Origin of the sequence: Liquorilactobacillus uvarum DSM 19971 (assembly GCF_001434935.1) — a bacterium.
Taxonomy (GTDB): Bacteria; Bacillota; Bacilli; order Lactobacillales; family Lactobacillaceae; genus Liquorilactobacillus; species Liquorilactobacillus uvarum.
The window spans coordinates 1-17,369 of the sequence record NZ_AZEG01000014.1 but is presented as its reverse complement, the minus strand read 5'-3'; the positions used below and the strand labels follow the sequence as shown (position 1 = coordinate 17,369).

The following is a 17,369-nucleotide window of genomic DNA, read 5'->3' as shown; positions in this document are numbered from 1 at the left end:
ACTCCTTTATTCGCATTTTCAAATTGTAAAAATCGCTAATTATCTTAGAACATAAGCTTGACATTTGTCAAGTATAATAAAATTCTTCAATGATATGTTTTGCATTCAGAACAGGTTTTGCGCCCGCCAGCAGCAACTCATTAGTTCCCACTGATAAAGGTGACGTAATCGTTCCTGGCACCGCCAGGACATTGCGATTTTCCTGCAGTGCAAGATTAGCAGTTATTAAACTACCACTACGCTGCCGAGCTTCAACAACTAAAAGTGTATGGCACAACCCGGCAATAATTCTATTTCGTGCTGGAAAATGATAACGTTTAGGAGCCTGTCCCAATCCATATTCTGTTATCAGCAAACAGCTTTTTCCAATCTGCTGTTGTAAAGCAGAATTGAAGTTAGGATAAGCCACATCGATCCCCGTCCCAATGACAGCAACAGTTTTTCCATGATGACTCAGCGTCAGTCTATGTACAAGACTATCAACTCCCTGTGCCAAACCACTCAGGGTTACAATACCAGAAGAAATGATTTCTGGCAATAATCGCTCTAAAACAGTCACAGCATATGAACTGTTTTGTCTTGCCCCCACAATTGCTAGCGATGTAGTATAGTTACTCAGAGATAGATCACCTTGATAAAAAAATACACTAGGCGGGTCAAAGATTTCTAAAAGCTGCTTAGGATACTTTGCATCAATAATAGTTACTGCATTACTATAATACAAGTTTTGTGCAAGCTTTTTCTGCAAGCCGAGGCTAGTAAACTCACGCCAAAAAAATTCTTTTTTTGCAGACGAGTAATTCAATAACTCGTCAATTTTATTTTCTTCAGGAAGACACATCTTATTTTGAATTATCCAGTGACAAATTCGGCGTATGTCTCGATTCGTAATATGCCTACACAAATGCAGCGCAACAACAAACTCTGAAGCCTTCATATTAATCTCCACCTTAAGCGTAAGTTATCTGAAAATACGCAAAAGGTTGGGCAACAGTCATTTGAAAAACTCTGATTTAATCGGTTCAAAGCTTTTGCGATGAATCGGTGTTATACCACGTGAAGCCAGTGCTGTAAGATGTTTAGCAGTTCCATATCCATTATTATCTTTAAAATCATACGCTGGATACAGTGAATCATAATATTTCATCAAATGATCACGGCTGACTTTAGCAACGATACTCGCTGCTGCAACACTGTTGCTTCTTGCATCCGCCTTAATAAGTTTTAACTGAGGAATTTCTGTTTCAATCTGCATCGCATCTATAATTAGCTGTTGCGGTCGAATCGTTAATGCCGTCACTGCTTCTTTCATAGCTGACCGTGTTGCCTGATAAATATTAACCTGATCGATTAAGTGGTTATCCGAAAAACCCACTCCCACTGCAAGCGCTTCTTCTAGTATTTTACCATACAAATATTCTCTTTTTGAGGCCGAAAGTTGTTTTGAATCATTAACTTCAAGCAAATCAAAATTATGCGGCAAAATTACTGCAGCAGCAACAACCGGTCCCGCTAATGGTCCTCTTCCCGCTTCATCAATTCCTGCAACATAGGACCGTCCATCATCCCAAAACTGTTTTTCAAAAGAAAAGCGTTCCTCAAACAAACTTTTTTTCTTTTTTGCTCTGATCAAACGCTTGGAATAATTTTTTAACTGTGTTTGCACACCCTTGCGTGGGTCTTGTTTTAATTTCTTAATGAAGTTCGAATCTGGTTTTTGTTCTAAAGCTGCTTTTATCATTGAAACTGTTAACTTGGTTGTCATTTTTTCACTCTCGCATATTATATATTCATTGGTTATCCAGCTAGTTATTATTTTGAGGAATTTCGTCCAATGTATAGTTTCCTAACCTTCCTTTGCGACATTCCAAAATCAGTCTTTCGCTTGCACGATCATAATCGTCTCGAAAACCCATTTTTTGCGTAATTACTAATAAAAGATCAACTGTAGATCCTTTCATAACATTTTCATCAAGATGATAGCGCTCTTTCAATTGATTTGGATTTGTTTTCAGAAAATGTTCAAGCGCATAAAGTACCACATCATCTTTTGCAAATAACGTATCCTTAATCGCACCAGTCAACGCAAGTTTTTTCCCTATGAGCGGATCCTCAAATTTGGGCCAAAGAATTCCTGGTGTATCTAAAAGAACTAGATTCTTGCCGGCCTTAAGCCATTGCTGAGCCTTAGTAACCCCTGGCTTGTTTCCAACTTGAGCAACATTTTTTTTAACTAAATGGTTTAGAAGTGTTGATTTTCCGACATTAGGAATACCAATACACATCACCCGTATTCGTTTGTGAACAATTCCTCGTTCTTTTTGTGTTGCTATTTTTTCACTCAGTACCTGTAGAATCTTTCGTTCTATACTTTTTAGACTATCCTTTAAACTGTTAACTGCAAGTGCAGGGACACCATTTTCTTCATAATAGTTAATCCATTCTTTTGTTTTAGCCGCATTTGCCAAATCCTTTTTTGTTAAAATAATGATACTGGGTTTGTTTTGAAGAATTTCAGAAAGCTGTGGGTTGCGTGAAGATTCTGGAAGCCGTGCATCCACTAATTCTAAAACAATATCTACTTTTTTAATATTTTCTTTAACTTGTCGCAGTGCTTTGGCCATATGACCCGGAAACCACTGAATTACTGTCATATCATTAATTCCTCCTAATTATTCTTACCTATCCATTTAAGATCCGTGAGCGGCCAGTACACAATAACAGCCTTTCCTGTTACCCAATTAGCCTTGACCGTACCAAAAGTACGTGAATCTTTGCTGATTCTCCTGTTATCGCCTAAAACAAAATATTCTCCCTGTGGAACATGCTCCATCCCAGTGAGTTCTTTCAGCGAAAAATCAGATGTATACGTCTGATTAGGATTTTGTTTTATCACTTTTTTAAGAAAATTTTCACTTATATGCTGTCCGTTTATATAAAGCTTATCATTGAGATAGGACAGTTCATCCCCCGGCATACCAATCACTCGTTTAACATAAGTTTTTCCATCTGGCATTTTAATAATAATGACGTCAAAGCGCCGAATTCTACCGAAATCTTGAACAAGTACTTTTTGTTTCGAATACAGAGTCGGTTCCATTGAATTACCATCGATCTCAAGTGGAACGATCAAAAATGACCTTACGAAAAGTGCACAAAAGGTGGCTAAGAACACTAATGGTATCCAGTAGCCCCAATGAATACTCTTTAGTCTGCTCATTTCATTTTCTCCTTCCTTTTGTTGGACCCGCGATCGTTGATAATCCCGATAACTCCACATTATACTGTAACAAAAAAATAGCTAATGGTCGATAAGATCATTAGCATTCAAAGTATTAATTAACAATTTCAGGAGTCTCACCCCGAGCAGTTTGGTTAACTACCTTTGCTTAAGGAAAAATAAAAAGCGTGTACTTTCCCCCTCACAGTTATCAACTGCTTTTCATCATCAGTCAGCTAGATTCTTTCAAATTCTGTGTCTGTTCTATAAACCCACATTAAAACAAAATAAGTGCCGGCGTTAAAATTTGTTCATAAACTTCTTTATCCCTAAGCGAACCTTACCTTGAAAATTTTGGAATACTAAATATTGCTGTCTCGTTCGCTTTATTCTTTTGTATCTTTTACGATTTTTTTTATAGAACTGCTGATGATAATTCTCAGCTGGCCAAAACGTACTTGCTGTTTCGATCGACGTAACAATAGGTCGTTTGTATTTTCCTGATTCAGCTAAACGCCGTTTTGACTTTTCTGCAATCATCCGCTGTTGTTCATCTTTAACAAAAATAACAGGACGGTAATTACTACCGCGATCGGCAATCTGTCCGAATTCATCAGTAGGATCCGTCAACTGCCAGTAAAGTTCGATCAAATCTGCATAATTCACAACTCTTGTATCAAAAATGATCTCAACGGCTTCTACATGGCCCGTATATCCACCCAAAACCTGTTCGTATGTTGGTTCCTCTGTATGACCACCTGTATATCCCGATAATACTGAAATGATACCTTCTTTATTCTCAAAAGGTTCAACCATGCACCAAAAACATCCACCTGCAAATACTGCGCGTTCCTGATAAGGTAAGTCCTTAACAGAATGTTTTGATATATCGAAAAGAACAGTACTGGCTTGGCCACTAGTGATTTTTGCGTAAAAGTCTGCAACGTCAGGAGTTAGATTATTTCTTAAAGCCAGCGGTCTAAAGCTAAATTCAAGTTTTTCAATCTGCTGGTTTAAATTTTTCTTATTTTCAAGAGCATCCCTCGTGGCGATTAGTATTGATCGCTCCCACTTTCTCGTTGCTGGGTTGAGTATTAGGTTATAAATCTCACTCAGTATTTCTTCACGTTTATTCTCCATCTTTACACCAATCCTTATATTTCAAAACAGAGCTTGCCCTCACCGCAGATAATCGATCGATGCGTTCTTAACCACAACTGGATTCTAAAATTAAAAAAATAAATACCTAATACTACTTTGACAACTTTAACAGTGCTTGCCAGTACCCTTTACACTTTTACTTTAATAAATCAAAAGTAAATTATATTCTCTTCTCATACACTATGATACTTCATTTCGATGGCTAATCAATCCATGAAAGTTTGGAATTAAATACTCTAATTGCTTTTTCATTTTGATAACTTATCTTTACTTTAATATTTCCTAATCCAAGAAAGCCAATAATTAATTTTGCTCTACTTTGCATCCAAACATCCAATTTAATTGCTTTTTTGCCCACTAAAAACCAAAAGTTTAGCCAATGGAGAAAAAATCTGCATGAATAACCTTCTAATTAGCTTGAAATCATCACAAAGAAATGCTTTCACCATATTTCCAGTAACAGAACAGTTCTTTGACAATACCTAATTCAATTGCTAAAATAATTTCCGCTTGTTTCAGAAATTAACGAAAACACTTTTTTAAATTTTTAAATCATAAAAAATCCAACTTAGCATGTATGCTAAAAAGGCAAATATAATACTCCCACTCAAAAAAAATATTCCTGCAATCTGCAAGTATGAAGAATTGATATCTAACTCAGCAAAAATAAGACATTCAACGAGCAGTATAGTAATAGTTACTTTATAAGCAAACGTCACTGCTTTGCTCGATATAACTTTCTCCCGCTCATCCTTGCTGCTAAATTCTCCATCGCTAAATTTATATCCTTCATTTTTCCAAAATTTTGAGTACAACCACTTCAAAATACCAAATAAAACAGTCCAAATTAAAAAGAAAGACCAACAACTACCGAATAAGATGGTGCTTTTAGTAGAAAAAGTGACGGTTTGAATCAATGCTGCTGCGAGCAAAAACACCATTCCAATATTTCCTACTTGTTCAAAAACTATTTTTCTCATATTTGTTCACTCCAAACCCTTATCAAGATAAAAAAGTTCATTAATATCAATCTCCAAGAAATCAGCTAATTGAAAAGCCAATAAAAGTGAAGGTGTATAACTTCCCTTTTCTAAAGAAATAATAGTCCTTCGAGATACACCAACGGCCTGAGCTAACGATTCCTGAGTTAAGTTATGTGATTTACGATATCTTTTTACTTGATTGATAATGTCCATACTTATCTACTTCCTAATGTGAAACATACTTCACATAATATCCTACCAAATCTCTAATGTGAAGTCAAATACACTTTTAGAACACGCTAGATAAATTGCGACACCGGCTGGATAACTGGCAAAGAGAGTATTGCACAAAGATCAAACATCTCTATAAAAATATTTTATGTTTTTAACTCATCTGACCGTTAAAAAATGCGTATGGTCTAACTATACATAAAGCTAATTATATTCCCTGCCTATGTAATTAGTCTTTTTAAGCTTTTTTGTAAAGCAAATTTTACGACTCAAATCTTTCTAACATTAATTTCTCTCCATTCACTTTGTAACAACGAATATATGTTTTCATCATGATAACCATCGCATAGTTTTTCATTTTTTCTGAGTACTCCCTCACGCTTGAAACCATTTTTCTTAGCAACTGCATTACTGGCTGCATTATCAATTGCAGCGCGTATAATGATTCGATTTAAATCATAATCAGAAAATCCAATGTTACAAATTCCCTTAACTGCTTTCGTCGTAATACCTCTTCCTCGGTAATCCTTTCCTAACCAATAACCAATATCTGCCAAATTATTAAGTTTATCCAAATGATTAAAACTAATCATCCCTACTATTTCCTGTTGGTACCATATAACTAGATTTAATGAAAGTTCCTTGCCAAAATTTATATTTACGTTAGATAGAAAATCTTCTTCATTTTTATAACTTTCAATTGCATCGACCCAAGGCAAAAATTTTCTAAAAAACCCCCTGTCACTATCTATTAACTGAAAGAGTCTCTCCGCATCTTTTCTCGGCCTTGGAACTGCTAAAAAAATTTCAGAATCTATTTTATAGGACATCAAAATTGACCAACTCCTCATATATTTTAGTTTTACAGGAAGCTTTCAGCATGCGAAATACTGAATGAATCATCCAGTACATTTGATGACCATTAGTATTCAATTTGTTTTGCAACTTTGTCATCCGCGCTTTTCCCTAAATAATCCGCAACAAATCTAAACACCATATCAGTTCCTGCTGAAACACCTTAAGATGAATAAAAAGTTCCATCGACTATTCCACTCACTCCACTGTGCTTTTTTTCAACTAACTTGTGAATTTGCCTTCTGAACCCAGTGAAAGAAACACTTTTTCGGAGTCCAATCTCTACCATTGATTAAACACCATTTTTTTAATAATGCCGCACCAGTTCAAATACTCAAACAACATTTAGAATTTAAAGCAAGTTTCCCCAAATCTCTTATAAATTTGCATCGGAAACAAGTATCCGTGTACCAGAGCTTTCAAGAATCAACAATACTTCTAAAGAAATTAGTTCCGCCTCTGAGATTGTTGGAACTTAAAGATTATTGCATGTCTTCATTTACCGACCTGTTAACAGGAAATAATTCATCTCAAAAACATCGGTATACCGAAAAATCCCCGTAGGTCCAAAAATATAATGGTTCGAAAGCTTGAAATAAAAGTATTATTAACATTCACAAGTATCCTTCTCGAATTAAAAAAGCATTTAATAGTTCCAGAAGAAGAAACTACCTTTATTTTATATCAAATCAAAATTAAAGTGATCATCTTTTGACATTTATTTTCCGTGCTATTGTTCATATTGTTTCAAAGTCAGTCATAAAAATCGCTTTACATTTATATTATTGAGTTTTTTAATTAATAATCATTGCACAATCTCAAAAATATATGTACCATGAACTTGTAAGCTATCGATTGAGTTACTTTAGTAGTCTACTAATTAGCAGTGGATGTCGAGTGCTTCTTTAGATATAACAACTATTGTGAATAAAGTTACTTTTTCTGTTATCTCCAACGAAGTACCCGCATCTTCCTCCGAATATCTGCTCTTAAGCTGACCCAATTCGTCAGTGAAATCAGTTTCACTTGAAAAAGCATAACTGATAATCGTTAACTTATTTTCCTTTTATAGGAAATCGTATTTAGAAACCATGACTTTGCAAGTACCCCTTCAATAGTCATGATTTCTTTTTTTGCATTGTTAACACATCTGCCAAAAACGCGAAACTGCCATTTCCATTCTTAAGTTGAATTTAAATTTTTAGCGAAAAGGCAGACAATACAGTTATATTTGGTTAGCAACTTTTTCATTAAGGAAGTGTTTCCTAAACAAAAAATACTTATTCCGAGTTTTTTGCAATATGCAATTATTTAAAAAAACATATTCAATTCAAAACTCAAGACATTTGTTTTCCAGTTAATTTAAGCTTATGTTTAGCAATGCTGCATATTGCAAATTAAATGCGTGATATTCCAAATTTTTCTTGACAATTGAAATTCTGAAAAGGTAGTACACGATAAAATTGCAAATACATAATGCTGTTTTTGAAACATATTCGTAGGCCGATTACTTGCACTTACTGAATACTCTAATGATATACTGGTCGTAATCTTAGCTTGTACATTTTTTAAGCTTTTCAAAGGAGTGATACTGTAATGAATAACGAAAGAGATTTAAAAAAAAGGCTCTCAAAAGAGGCCTATGAAGTAACTCAACATGCAGCCACTGAGCATCCTTTTTCTGGAAAATATGATGCATTTTATGAAGAGGGCATTTACGTTGACATAGTAAGCGGTCAACCACTTTTTAGTTCAAAGGATAAATATGATGCTGGCTGCGGTTGGCCTTCTTTCACTAAACCTATTACTCAAAACAACCTCACGGAACACACAGATACTTCACTCTTAATGACGCGAACGGAAGTCAAAAGCAAAGACGCTGATTCACATTTAGGCCATGTTTTTAACGACGGGCCCGCTAACAAAGGCGGTTTACGTTATTGTATAAATTCTGCTGCATTGAAATTTATTCCTGTAGAAGAATTAGATGAGGCTGGTTATAGTGAATATCGCCAATTATTCAAATAAAAATACTCAACTCAATAAAAACCGTTCTTTGAGAATTTCAACAATTAAAAAGTTATTTCAATTCTTAACTTTCAAAATTGCTTTATCTCTCAAAAACGGCTTTTTATATACTATTTATTATACAAATCATAACTGTCTGCTTCTCTAACACTAAGCAAATATTTTTATAGAGCAATTATTATTCATCCAAAACTTTACCCATTGTTTCACGACCCCAAAAAACAATTGTGATTACAGCAATGATGATTGAAGCACAGAAAATACCAAAAATAACAGTAAAGGAAACACCCTTGCTGATCAGACTTCCTACCATAAGCGGTCCCAATACTCCTCCTATTCTACCGACACCAGCCGCAATTCCTGTACCCGTGCCACGAATTGTTAATGGATACTGCTCTGGTGAGTAAGCATATAGGGTTCCCCAAGCGCCCAAATTGAAAAAAGATAGCAGTATCCCAAAAATCAAAATAGAACTTATCCCAGTAGCATTCCCAAAACCTAGTGCACTTATAGCTGTCCCCATCAGAAAAAGAGACAAAACCCATTTACGACCCAAACGCTCAACCAACCAAGCGGCGACAAAGTAACCAGGTAATTGTGCCAGTGTCATAATCAAAGTATAACCGAAACTATGAATCATACTATGACCTTTAAGAACAAGAACACTTGGTAGCCATAAAAACATTCCATAATATGAAAAAACGACCATAAACCAAACAATCCATAACATTAAAGTCGCCCGAAAAAATTTAGGCTTCCACAGTTCCTTCAACGAAGCAATAATTTTAGGCCTTTTAACGATAACATACTTTTTCACATAACTCTGCGATTCATGTAAACCATATCGTAAATAAAGTGCATAAAAAGCCGTTGAAGCAGAAATCAGTAATGCGATCCGCCAGCCCCATGTAGGAATAATAAAATATGAAATGATCGCAGCAACCAGCCAGCCGCCTGCCCAAAAACTCTCCAAAAGGACCACTGTTCGTCCACGACTCTCAACTGGCACATTTTCAGAAACTAAGGTTGAAGCAACTGGAAGTTCTCCTCCCAAACCAGCACCAACAAAAAAACGTAAAATTATAAAAGCCACGTAACCTGTAGTTAATGCGGATAATCCTGTCCCTACTGAAAAAACAAGTAAAGTCATGATTAATACATCTTTTCTACCTATTCGATCTGCTAAAATACCAAAAAAAATAGCACCAAATGCCATCCCAATTGAACTTACGCTTCCTATCCACCCCAATTGGATTTCATTAAGATTCCAGTCTGTTTTGAGTGCTGCGATAACAAATGAAAGCATCCCAACATCCATTGCATCAAACAGCCACGCTAAACCAGTTACAAATAATAGTGATCTAGGCGTATGCTTTTTTTGTAACATTCTAAAACCCCCTAAAATTAGTGTCTTGACACACCGCCAAGACCTGTAGTTTTAGTAAACACTATCGGGGGTGTCTTGTCAACCACTCGTACGTAATAAATACAATCAATCCATGGTTCAAATTTTAATTTTCGTCAAAAAAATTAAAGATTGTTACTTCTAAAAACCGAATCAGAATCCGAAAAAACAGCTGCTTAAAAACCGACTTTTTAAAAGTTAAGATCGAATTATCCTATATTTTAAAAAGATAAATAATCCACACAGTATTTTAAGTTTAAAAAAATACAACAAAAAAGTTGTAACATCTTTAATAGTTGTCACAACTTTGTACTTCTTATTTATCTGTTATCGAGCAAAATTATTAACTTAAAATTGACAAATTCAAGCTTTCTATTACAAGGAAACATCCTCAAAAATATTTAGCGTAATCATTTTACTACTAAAACAGCACATTCCGCGTTCCGCAAAACATAGCTTGTATGAGAACCAACTACTACTTTCTCAAGTGCATTTAAACCGGTATCCCCTAAAACAATCAAATCAATGTCATTTCCTTGAGGAAACGAAGTAGCTAAAACGGTCTTAGTATTCCCTATAATAACCGTTCCTGTAACATCTACTCCCAATTCTTTTGCTTTTTCAACGTACGGTTTTATCTCCTGATTAGCTTTCTGAGCCTGATCCTGGTAAAAATCATCACTAACTCTAAAGGAAAGATCCATCCCACGATCACGATTAATAACCCAAAGTAAATAGAGTTTTGATGAAAATGTTTTTGCTAAATCACAAGCAGTATCATAAGCACGATTTGCTTGTTTCGAACCATCTAAACCAACTAAAATACGTTTATAAGCCATAAAAATCCCTCCTGTTTAAGAGCACTGCTAGGTATAAAAAACACGAATATCTTTTTTAAATATAACCTAGCCGCATCCAAAGTATCAGCAACAATTAGCCAAACAACAAAATTTTCTGCTATGCAAATAACAATATAACTCGCCATTATTATAACATTTTTATTAAAAAAAGATGTATATGATGAACTTTATCAGGAACACACTTACAATTGCTGTTTTAAATTACCTTAAAAACCTTTTAAAGTATTGCGTGCACTTCTAGTACACGGCAATCAGCTTCTTTGAATTTGCATTTTAAAAATTAACACTTTTGATAGATATGCTTTCCACTTAACTATGAATTTTTCACAAATAAAGACAGTATTGGATAGAATACAATTCATTGGTTTGCAGGACTTTACAATTAATGCTTTCATAACAACTAGTTTCTTAGCTTTAAAATTGCTCCGCCGAACCTACACTGCTTTTCCCATGATTAACAGTAAACAATTTATTTAAAGAGTCAACAGAGCTTCGAAGCGCAGTCGACTCGTCTGTTAACACATCATAAGACTCTTTATTTTCTTCCATTATTTGGTGAGTAGATGATATCATATGCAATGTTTTTTCAGAACTAGTTGAGATGTTCTGCACCTGCTGGGCAATGTGACCGATTCGATCCTGAATATTAATAGCTTCTTCATGAACTTGCGAGGATAACTCACGGATTTCTTTTGCAACAACGTTGAACCCTTGACCATGTTCGCCAGCTCTAGCTGCTTCAATTGCTGCATTTATCGCCAGCATGTTTGTTTGTCGCGAAATTTCACGAATAGCGTTAATGATCCCATCTGCTTGAGCTGCTTGTTTTGACAATACCGTACTCGTTTCTTTGTTCTTTTTAGAATATTCCATTATTTCATACATATCTTGTTGCAAAGAAGATAACTTGCTTTGGCCGTTTTTTGACAAATCATTCAGTGTTGATGAAATATTTTGGACAACATCCAAGGCTTCATTCGACTTTTGTGTCCGTTCAGTAATATCAAAACAAACTTTCATTACAGAAATAACATTTTTTTGCTCATCTGTAATAGGAAAATAATTCGCTTCAAGATAAACTTTTTTATTGTGTTTACTTTTACGAATAATCCGATCTTGGAAACTTTGACCATTCAATAAATTGTTCCAAAAAGCATGATAAGCACCACTCTTTGAAAAACTTGAGAAACACAGGTCCTGGTGATGCAGTTCCATCAATTCTTGTACAGTATACCCAAGTGTCTTTGCAAAAAGTGGTGTCACATAAATAACTTTCCGATCAGTATCAAAAAGAATGATTGCTAATTTTTCTGAAAACGCGGTTGAAATTGCAGTTTTAATTATTTGTTCAGTTTCCATATTTGAAAAACTCCCTCAGCAAAATGAAATGCATGTTTAACATATATTGACTTAAAAAAGATATTACAACTACTAAGGTTATTAATCGGTTAATTTGCTTCAAATTTAAGCAAAATTATCTATAACTTTTGCTTTTACAAGTTGCGTATAGTTTGAGGAAAACTCCTTGAACCATTAAAATTTATCAAGATTGTCTTTGCGCGCAACAAGCAACTATGGTAGAATGTTACTCGTATACGGGTTATTAGCTCAGTTGGGAGAGCGCCTGCTTCGCATGTAGGAGGTCGCCGGTTCAAGTCCGGCATGATCCATTACTATTAATAGCTATCAGTTGCAGTCCGTTTCCAAAATTCTTGAATGAAGGCCAAATAAAAAAGTGCAAGTCACCTTAACTCTAATTTATATAGAGAGTAAGACACTTGCACTTTTTGGAATGTGTCATAAAACTTTTTTTGTTTTGAACAGCACCATATCTGTATAGGTCTTATTTTTCCTACTTATCCTTTATTGATGTAATAATATTTTTTAAATTCATCTGGTGCTTCTTTTTCTTTTAGAAGATAAACCGGTAATTCTGCTTCAACGTTTTCTTGATGCTTTGAATCCGAAAATAGCCGATATCTTAGATCTATATGGAAATGGCTACTTTCATTTTTCAAAGGATTATGCGGAATATGGATCAGGTTGATATCCAACAAATTTTCTTGTTCTCCTGTGTTGAATTTAACTTCTCTTCCAGTTTCTTCTTTAAATTCCCTAATAGCGCAAGCAAAAGGTGTTTCCGCGTTTTCAACATGTCCCGCGGGCAGGAGCACTTCTTTTAAGTATGGATGCAAAATAAAAAAACAATCTTGCCCTTTAAAAACAACAGCACTTGCAGAAAGATGCAGTGGGCTTTTTCGATTTCTCAAATCATTACCATCAGCTGCTAGTATCTTCTTCTTGATCTGTTCTAACTTCATCATATCTACCCAAGGCAGTTCCTTATCCGCCAGTCCATCGATCAATTCCAGTATATAACTCTTGATATTCACTTTAAAAACTTCCCTCACCCTAGTTCTAATTTTTGTCTGCATATCTTGTAAATATCAATCATTTCCTTTGTTTCCTTAACATCATGAACACGCAAAATTCTACCGCCGTATTGTACCATATAATTTTCAAATAAAAGTGTCGGAATCAAACGCTCTTCTTCTTTCAAGTCAAATAATTTACTCGTAAAGCTTTTTCGTGAAACAGCAATCATTATTGGAATGTTTAGCTCTGAAAGTGTCTTTATTGACTTCATCTTCAAAAGATCAAATTCTAAGACTCGAACATTAGAAAAACCGACTCCAGGGTCAATTACAATATTGCTTGTAGCCAATCCACACTTTTTTAGCTTCTCAATTGAATTAATAAAATATTTTTTTAAATCATTTTGAAAGGTTTTATTATTTTCAGGGTTGTTTCTTCCATTAAACATTGTAACAACAGCCGGTTTGTACGTGTTAATCAACTCAAGCTTCTTCTTAGACACGAATCCATCGATATCATTTATAATCTGTATGCCTTCATCCAATGCTCGTTCAACGACAGCATCCGTATTTGAATCAAGAGCTAATATTATGTCTGGAAATGCTTTTTTAATCTCTTTAATATATGGAGCAATTCTCGCCCACTCCTCATCGGCACTAATATCTGCAAAACTTGGTTTTGAAGATTTCCCACCTAATTCAAAAATAGAAGCCCCAGCCTGTATTTCTCGCTCAATTTTTTTCAAAACCGTCTTACTATCTGTGTTAACACCACCATCATAAAAAGAATCCGGTGTTATGTTTAAAATCGAATAAATTAACGGATCCGTTGTTATATCGAATGAAAAACCATTTCCCTTAAAAAGAATACGGCTGTCCTGTAATATCCTCCTTAAACTTCCATCATCTGTTTCAAAAACAGTAGACCACTTTGAAAGCAGCTGCTCTAATATCATTCTTGTTGTCACAGCAATTACTTTTTCTCCGAAAACGCTGAACTTGGCTTTTACTTCAACCAATAAAATAATCAGTTTTTTAATTTCATGTGAAGTCCCATTGAACTCTATGCTTATTTGATCAGTAAATTTGCTTTTTTGATAAAATTCAGCTTCTTTGATAATCAAGTTCCTGCCTCCTCTTTTTTATCAACGAAACAATTTCGAATCACTTTTAACAGATAAAATGAACCCACTACTAATGTAAGTGCACATTTTTCACTATTCATTTTTAACGTATATGCAAGTGCTTCCTTGGGATCATTGAAAGCAGGCAAATTTTTACCACTGACTGTATAAAAACTTTTTTGCAATTCCGCTGCAGTCAACCTTCGTTCAATATTATCCGGTTCAGTTAAAATAAACCTGGCATTTTTTAATTTAACGAGTTCTGTCAGACAATGTTTGTAGTCTTTATCTTTTAAAAAGCCAACGATAACATTTTTCTTGGCAGTCGGATATAATGAATTGACGGTCTTCACAAAAGCCTTAATACCATCAAGGTTGTGTGCCGCATCCAAAATAACTAGTGGCTCCATACTAATTTTCTCAAATCTGCCAGGAATTGACATATTAGACATCGTTTTTTGTATCAATTTATGCCAATCAATATTTTTAGCTTCTTTAGAAAGAAAAACATTAAGCCACATCAATACTGTAGCCAGATTCTCTTTTTGATATGTACCAAACAGAGAAAACTTAAATTTAAATTTTTTATTATTAGTTTTTAAACACATTATTTGAGAAAAATTATCTGTTTTAGAAACAGTCAAATTTTTTTCGTCTGCAAAATAAACATGTGCTTTCTTTTTCTGCGCTTCTTTTTTTATAATGTTAAATGCTTGTTCACGCTGATTAGGCGCAACAATCACATCCGCTTTTTCACGAATAATTTTTGACTTTGTTGCAGCTATTTCCGAAATTGTTTCTCCTAAGATTTTAATGTGATCTAATCCGATTTTGGTAAAAATAGAGTATGCTGTCTGACTTACCGCATTTGTAGCATCTAGCTCTCCCCCTAGTCCGCATTCGAGAACCACATACTTAACCTTATTATCGGAAAAATAGAGCATTGCTGCAGTGAATATCATTTCAAAAGAAGACAATTCCGTTCTGCTAAGTCCCATCTCTTCCAATGTAGATTCAATTAGCTTCGTATATTTCATAAGTTCATTTGCCGGAATCATTTTGTTGTTAATTTGAATGCTTTCTGTAATGTTTCTAACAAATGGACTGGTAAACAAGCCTGTTTTATAGTTCATATTTTGCAACAATGCTGCAATCATTGAGCTAGTAGAGCCTTTGCCATTTGTTCCACAAACATGAATAATCGTGAAGTTTTTGTCTGGCTGACCAAGCTGCTGCAAAACGTGTTTGATTATTGTGATTCGGTCTCCTTGACCATATAGAAAGCGTGGTAAGTCTGTTTCTTGATTGTTAGTCATAGTTTATATATCTTCCTAACACATTTTAATTAAGAACTCTCAAAAATTCAGCACGCAGCTGAACATTAGAATTAAAATCACCCGTAAAGTAAGTTGTTCGGGTCAATGAATTATTCTTCTTTACGCCCCGCATTTCAACACACATATGTCGAGCTTCCACAACGACTGCAACGCCGACAGGATCTAAAATATCCATTAATGTATCGGCTATATCACTTGTTACTTTTTCTTGCAAACTTAATCTATGTGATACAAAGTCAACCAGACGAGGTATTTTACTTAAACCGATAATTTTACCGTTTCTTGGAATATACGCAACATGTGCTTTGCCGAAAAAAGGCAACATATGATGCTCACACATCGAATAAAAAGGAATGTCTTTAACCAAAACCATTTGAGAGTTATCTTTTTTAGGTGTTTTAAAAACTTTAAATTCTTGAAAATCATTCTGATTTTGTGAAGAGAATATTTCCTGATACATCTCAGCTACTCTTCTTGGAGTTTCGCGAATGCCTTCCCGTTTTGGATCGTCACCAATTGCCAACAATAATTTCGTCACAACTCGTTCAATTGTTTGCATGTTGCCTTCCTTTTTAGGAACTTTAACGACTTTTTGGGTTTGCTCTGTCCGTTCTAAAATTGAAATACCCTTTTTAATATGTTCATAAAAGAAATCGTTTTTGTCATAAACATCAAGTAATGGAATTAAGACAAACAAACGATTAAATGTTTCTTTATGAGGAATAACAAGTTTTTCATCGTTAAGACTTCTATTTCCCCAAAAAATAATATCTATATCCAACGTCCGGGGGCCCCAATGTACTTTACGTGAGCGTTTTAAATCGGCTTCTATTTTATGGATAAGCGTCAATAGCTCTTCAGGGGTATAGGTTGTATAAATTTTAACAGCAATATTCAAAAACACATCCTGTTCAATGCCTCCAACCGGGGATGTCTCATAATAGTCAGAAACCTTATCAATTATTAAGTGACTGTCATTACCTAAATATTCGATTGCTTTTTCTAAATTATTCTGTTTATTGCCAATATTACTTCCTAGACTTAAATATATACTCTCCATCTTACCGCTCCATCTCTATTTCAACATTATCAAACACCCCATCAATTGGGACGGACATTTTTTTCAACTTGACTTTGACCGTTGCAATTTTTTCCCTATTCTTTTGCTTTATTTCCTCTATGATCATTAAAGCAAGTGTTTCAATTAAATCAACTCTGCTTTCTTTTACAATTTCTGCAATAATAGCATAAAAATCTGCATAATTAATAGTATTTTCAACTTGATCTTTGATCATTTTTTCATTGATATTGAATTTTACCTCAAGGCTTATTTCAATATTTTGTCCCAGCTTTTTCTCTTCTTGATATACTCCGATATGACTGTGAAATCTCATGTTATTGATTCTGATTTTATACATTCTCGGTAGTTTCCCCTTTTTATTATTCAGCATTCAGTGCCTAGATACAGCAAAAAAGACACTCCAGCATGAAAGCAGAAGTGCCCAGGCGGTCGACATTAATAGAGTCATACTCCGTGTGGTTTATCCCACTCCCGCCAGTAATACAACTCTCGCTGTAATTCAAAATATCATTGTTCAATTTAATTGTCAATATAATTCATCCAGTACTGCGACATTACCTCGAAATTAATTATGCCCCTAAAATGTGTTGTGTAAATTCTAATATTTTTATAGATGAGATGCATTATTCCTCTAAACTTGAGAACACACACGTTGCTCCTATGTCAATAAATGGCACATCTTTTTCTAAACACTCGTTCTAATTCTGTC

General features: G+C 34.7%; 17 protein-coding genes, 1 tRNA gene and 1 riboswitch. Of the genes, 2 read left to right on the top strand and 16 right to left on the bottom strand.

Going from position 1 to position 17,369, the window contains the following annotated elements; genetic code table 11:
* Positions 1-67: 67 nt before the first annotated feature.
* From dprA to FD20_RS07720, 8 genes are all read right to left on the bottom strand, one after another.
* Positions 68-937, bottom strand: coding sequence for a DNA-processing protein DprA (gene dprA / locus FD20_RS07755; RefSeq protein ID WP_057737408.1), 870 nt, complete (start codon positions 935-937; stop codon positions 68-70).
* A 57-nt stretch (positions 938-994) separates the two neighbouring features.
* Positions 995-1,765, bottom strand: coding sequence for a ribonuclease HII (locus tag FD20_RS07750; protein ID WP_057737406.1), 771 nt, complete (start codon positions 1,763-1,765; stop codon positions 995-997).
* A 40-nt stretch (positions 1,766-1,805) separates the two neighbouring features.
* Complete coding sequence (gene ylqF / locus FD20_RS07745; protein WP_057737404.1) at positions 1,806-2,654, bottom strand: ribosome biogenesis GTPase YlqF; 849 nt, start codon at positions 2,652-2,654, stop codon at positions 1,806-1,808.
* A gap of 14 nt (positions 2,655-2,668) precedes the next feature.
* Entirely contained in the window at positions 2,669-3,220 is a 552-nt protein-coding gene (gene lepB / locus FD20_RS07740; RefSeq protein ID WP_057737403.1) for a signal peptidase I, read from the bottom strand.
* Between the two features lie 300 nt (positions 3,221-3,520).
* On the bottom strand, positions 3,521-4,360 hold the full coding sequence (msrA, locus tag FD20_RS07735) for a peptide-methionine (S)-S-oxide reductase MsrA (protein WP_057737401.1): 840 nt from the start codon (positions 4,358-4,360) through the stop codon (positions 3,521-3,523).
* Between the two features lie 560 nt (positions 4,361-4,920).
* Positions 4,921-5,361: a DUF2178 domain-containing protein gene (locus tag FD20_RS07730; RefSeq protein ID WP_057737398.1), complete on the bottom strand. Its 441-nt coding sequence runs from the start codon at positions 5,359-5,361 to the stop codon at positions 4,921-4,923.
* Positions 5,362-5,367: 6 nt separating this feature from the next.
* A complete protein-coding gene (locus tag FD20_RS07725; RefSeq protein WP_057737396.1) occupies positions 5,368-5,577 on the bottom strand; it encodes a helix-turn-helix transcriptional regulator in 210 nt (69 codons plus the stop codon).
* A 287-nt stretch (positions 5,578-5,864) separates the two neighbouring features.
* Positions 5,865-6,428 carry a GNAT family N-acetyltransferase gene (locus tag FD20_RS07720; protein ID WP_057737395.1) on the bottom strand — a complete coding sequence of 188 codons (564 nt, stop codon included), beginning with the start codon at positions 6,426-6,428 and terminating at the stop codon, positions 5,865-5,867.
* Between the two features lie 1,618 nt (positions 6,429-8,046).
* Here FD20_RS07720 and msrB point away from each other — a divergent pair.
* The gene (msrB, locus tag FD20_RS07715) at positions 8,047-8,478 is read left to right on the top strand and encodes a peptide-methionine (R)-S-oxide reductase MsrB (RefSeq protein WP_057737393.1); all 432 of its coding nucleotides are present in this window, start codon (positions 8,047-8,049) and stop codon (positions 8,476-8,478) included.
* A gap of 178 nt (positions 8,479-8,656) precedes the next feature.
* Here msrB and FD20_RS07710 read toward each other — a convergent pair whose 3' ends face one another.
* The 3 genes from FD20_RS07710 to FD20_RS07700 all read right to left on the bottom strand — a co-directional run bounded on the left by FD20_RS07710 (position 8,657) and on the right by FD20_RS07700 (position 12,102).
* Positions 8,657-9,865, bottom strand: coding sequence for an MFS transporter (locus tag FD20_RS07710; protein ID WP_057737391.1), 1,209 nt, complete (start codon positions 9,863-9,865; stop codon positions 8,657-8,659).
* A 428-nt stretch (positions 9,866-10,293) separates the two neighbouring features.
* On the bottom strand, positions 10,294-10,722 hold the full coding sequence (locus FD20_RS07705; protein ID WP_057737389.1) for a universal stress protein: 429 nt from the start codon (positions 10,720-10,722) through the stop codon (positions 10,294-10,296).
* Between the two features lie 435 nt (positions 10,723-11,157).
* Positions 11,158-12,102, bottom strand: a complete 945-nt coding sequence (locus tag FD20_RS07700; protein ID WP_057737387.1) for a methyl-accepting chemotaxis protein — start codon at positions 12,100-12,102, stop codon at positions 11,158-11,160.
* A 238-nt stretch (positions 12,103-12,340) separates the two neighbouring features.
* On the opposite strand from FD20_RS07700, the gene FD20_RS07695 reads away from it, so the two are divergent.
* A tRNA-Ala gene (locus tag FD20_RS07695) sits at positions 12,341-12,413 on the top strand.
* Between the two features lie 186 nt (positions 12,414-12,599).
* Here the strand turns inward: FD20_RS07695 and FD20_RS07690 are convergent.
* From FD20_RS07690 to folB, 5 genes are all read right to left on the bottom strand, one after another.
* Positions 12,600-13,067, bottom strand: coding sequence for an NUDIX domain-containing protein (locus FD20_RS07690; RefSeq protein WP_420864741.1), 468 nt, complete (start codon positions 13,065-13,067; stop codon positions 12,600-12,602).
* 83 nt (positions 13,068-13,150) lie between these two features.
* Entirely contained in the window at positions 13,151-14,242 is a 1,092-nt protein-coding gene (folP, locus tag FD20_RS07685; RefSeq protein WP_057737382.1) for a dihydropteroate synthase, read from the bottom strand.
* Positions 14,239-15,558 carry a bifunctional folylpolyglutamate synthase/dihydrofolate synthase gene (locus FD20_RS07680; protein ID WP_057737380.1) on the bottom strand — a complete coding sequence of 440 codons (1,320 nt, stop codon included), beginning with the start codon at positions 15,556-15,558 and terminating at the stop codon, positions 14,239-14,241. Before FD20_RS07680 ends, folP begins: the two co-directional genes overlap by 4 nt.
* Before the next feature lie 25 nt (positions 15,559-15,583).
* Positions 15,584-16,639 (bottom strand): GTP cyclohydrolase I FolE, encoded by a 1,056-nt coding sequence (gene folE, locus FD20_RS07675; RefSeq protein ID WP_057737377.1) that lies wholly within the window; start codon positions 16,637-16,639, stop codon positions 15,584-15,586.
* A 1-nt stretch (position 16,640) separates the two neighbouring features.
* The gene (folB, locus tag FD20_RS07670; protein ID WP_057737374.1) at positions 16,641-16,997 is read right to left on the bottom strand and encodes a dihydroneopterin aldolase; all 357 of its coding nucleotides are present in this window, start codon (positions 16,995-16,997) and stop codon (positions 16,641-16,643) included.
* Between the two features lie 75 nt (positions 16,998-17,072).
* A riboswitch (ZMP/ZTP riboswitch) is annotated at positions 17,073-17,152 on the bottom strand.
* Positions 17,153-17,369: the final 217 nt, after the last annotated feature.

What these genes read in the sequence shown, in the direction of transcription:
- FD20_RS07750 (WP_057737406.1), bottom strand. Translation starts at nt 1,765, where the DNA reads ATGACAACCAAGTTAACAGTTTCAATGATAAAAGCAGCTTTAGAACAA.
- FD20_RS07705 (WP_057737389.1), bottom strand. Translation starts at nt 10,722, where the DNA reads ATGGCTTATAAACGTATTTTAGTTGGTTTAGATGGTTCGAAACAAGCA.
- ylqF (WP_057737404.1), bottom strand. Translation starts at nt 2,654, where the DNA reads ATGACAGTAATTCAGTGGTTTCCGGGTCATATGGCCAAAGCACTGCGA.
- FD20_RS07730 (WP_057737398.1), bottom strand. Translation starts at nt 5,361, where the DNA reads ATGAGAAAAATAGTTTTTGAACAAGTAGGAAATATTGGAATGGTGTTT.
- FD20_RS07710 (WP_057737391.1), bottom strand. Translation starts at nt 9,865, where the DNA reads ATGTTACAAAAAAAGCATACGCCTAGATCACTATTATTTGTAACTGGT.
- FD20_RS07690 (WP_420864741.1), bottom strand. Translation starts at nt 13,067, where the DNA reads ATGATGAAGTTAGAACAGATCAAGAAGAAGATACTAGCAGCTGATGGT.
- msrA (WP_057737401.1), bottom strand. Translation starts at nt 4,360, where the DNA reads ATGGAGAATAAACGTGAAGAAATACTGAGTGAGATTTATAACCTAATA.
- FD20_RS07680 (WP_057737380.1), bottom strand. Translation starts at nt 15,558, where the DNA reads ATGACTAACAATCAAGAAACAGACTTACCACGCTTTCTATATGGTCAA.
- msrB (WP_057737393.1), top strand. Translation starts at nt 8,047, where the DNA reads ATGAATAACGAAAGAGATTTAAAAAAAAGGCTCTCAAAAGAGGCCTAT.
- FD20_RS07725 (WP_057737396.1), bottom strand. Translation starts at nt 5,577, where the DNA reads ATGGACATTATCAATCAAGTAAAAAGATATCGTAAATCACATAACTTA.
- FD20_RS07700 (WP_057737387.1), bottom strand. Translation starts at nt 12,102, where the DNA reads ATGGAAACTGAACAAATAATTAAAACTGCAATTTCAACCGCGTTTTCA.
- dprA (WP_057737408.1), bottom strand. Translation starts at nt 937, where the DNA reads ATGAAGGCTTCAGAGTTTGTTGTTGCGCTGCATTTGTGTAGGCATATT.
- folB (WP_057737374.1), bottom strand. Translation starts at nt 16,997, where the DNA reads ATGTATAAAATCAGAATCAATAACATGAGATTTCACAGTCATATCGGA.
- lepB (WP_057737403.1), bottom strand. Translation starts at nt 3,220, where the DNA reads ATGAGCAGACTAAAGAGTATTCATTGGGGCTACTGGATACCATTAGTG.
- folE (WP_057737377.1), bottom strand. Translation starts at nt 16,639, where the DNA reads ATGGAGAGTATATATTTAAGTCTAGGAAGTAATATTGGCAATAAACAG.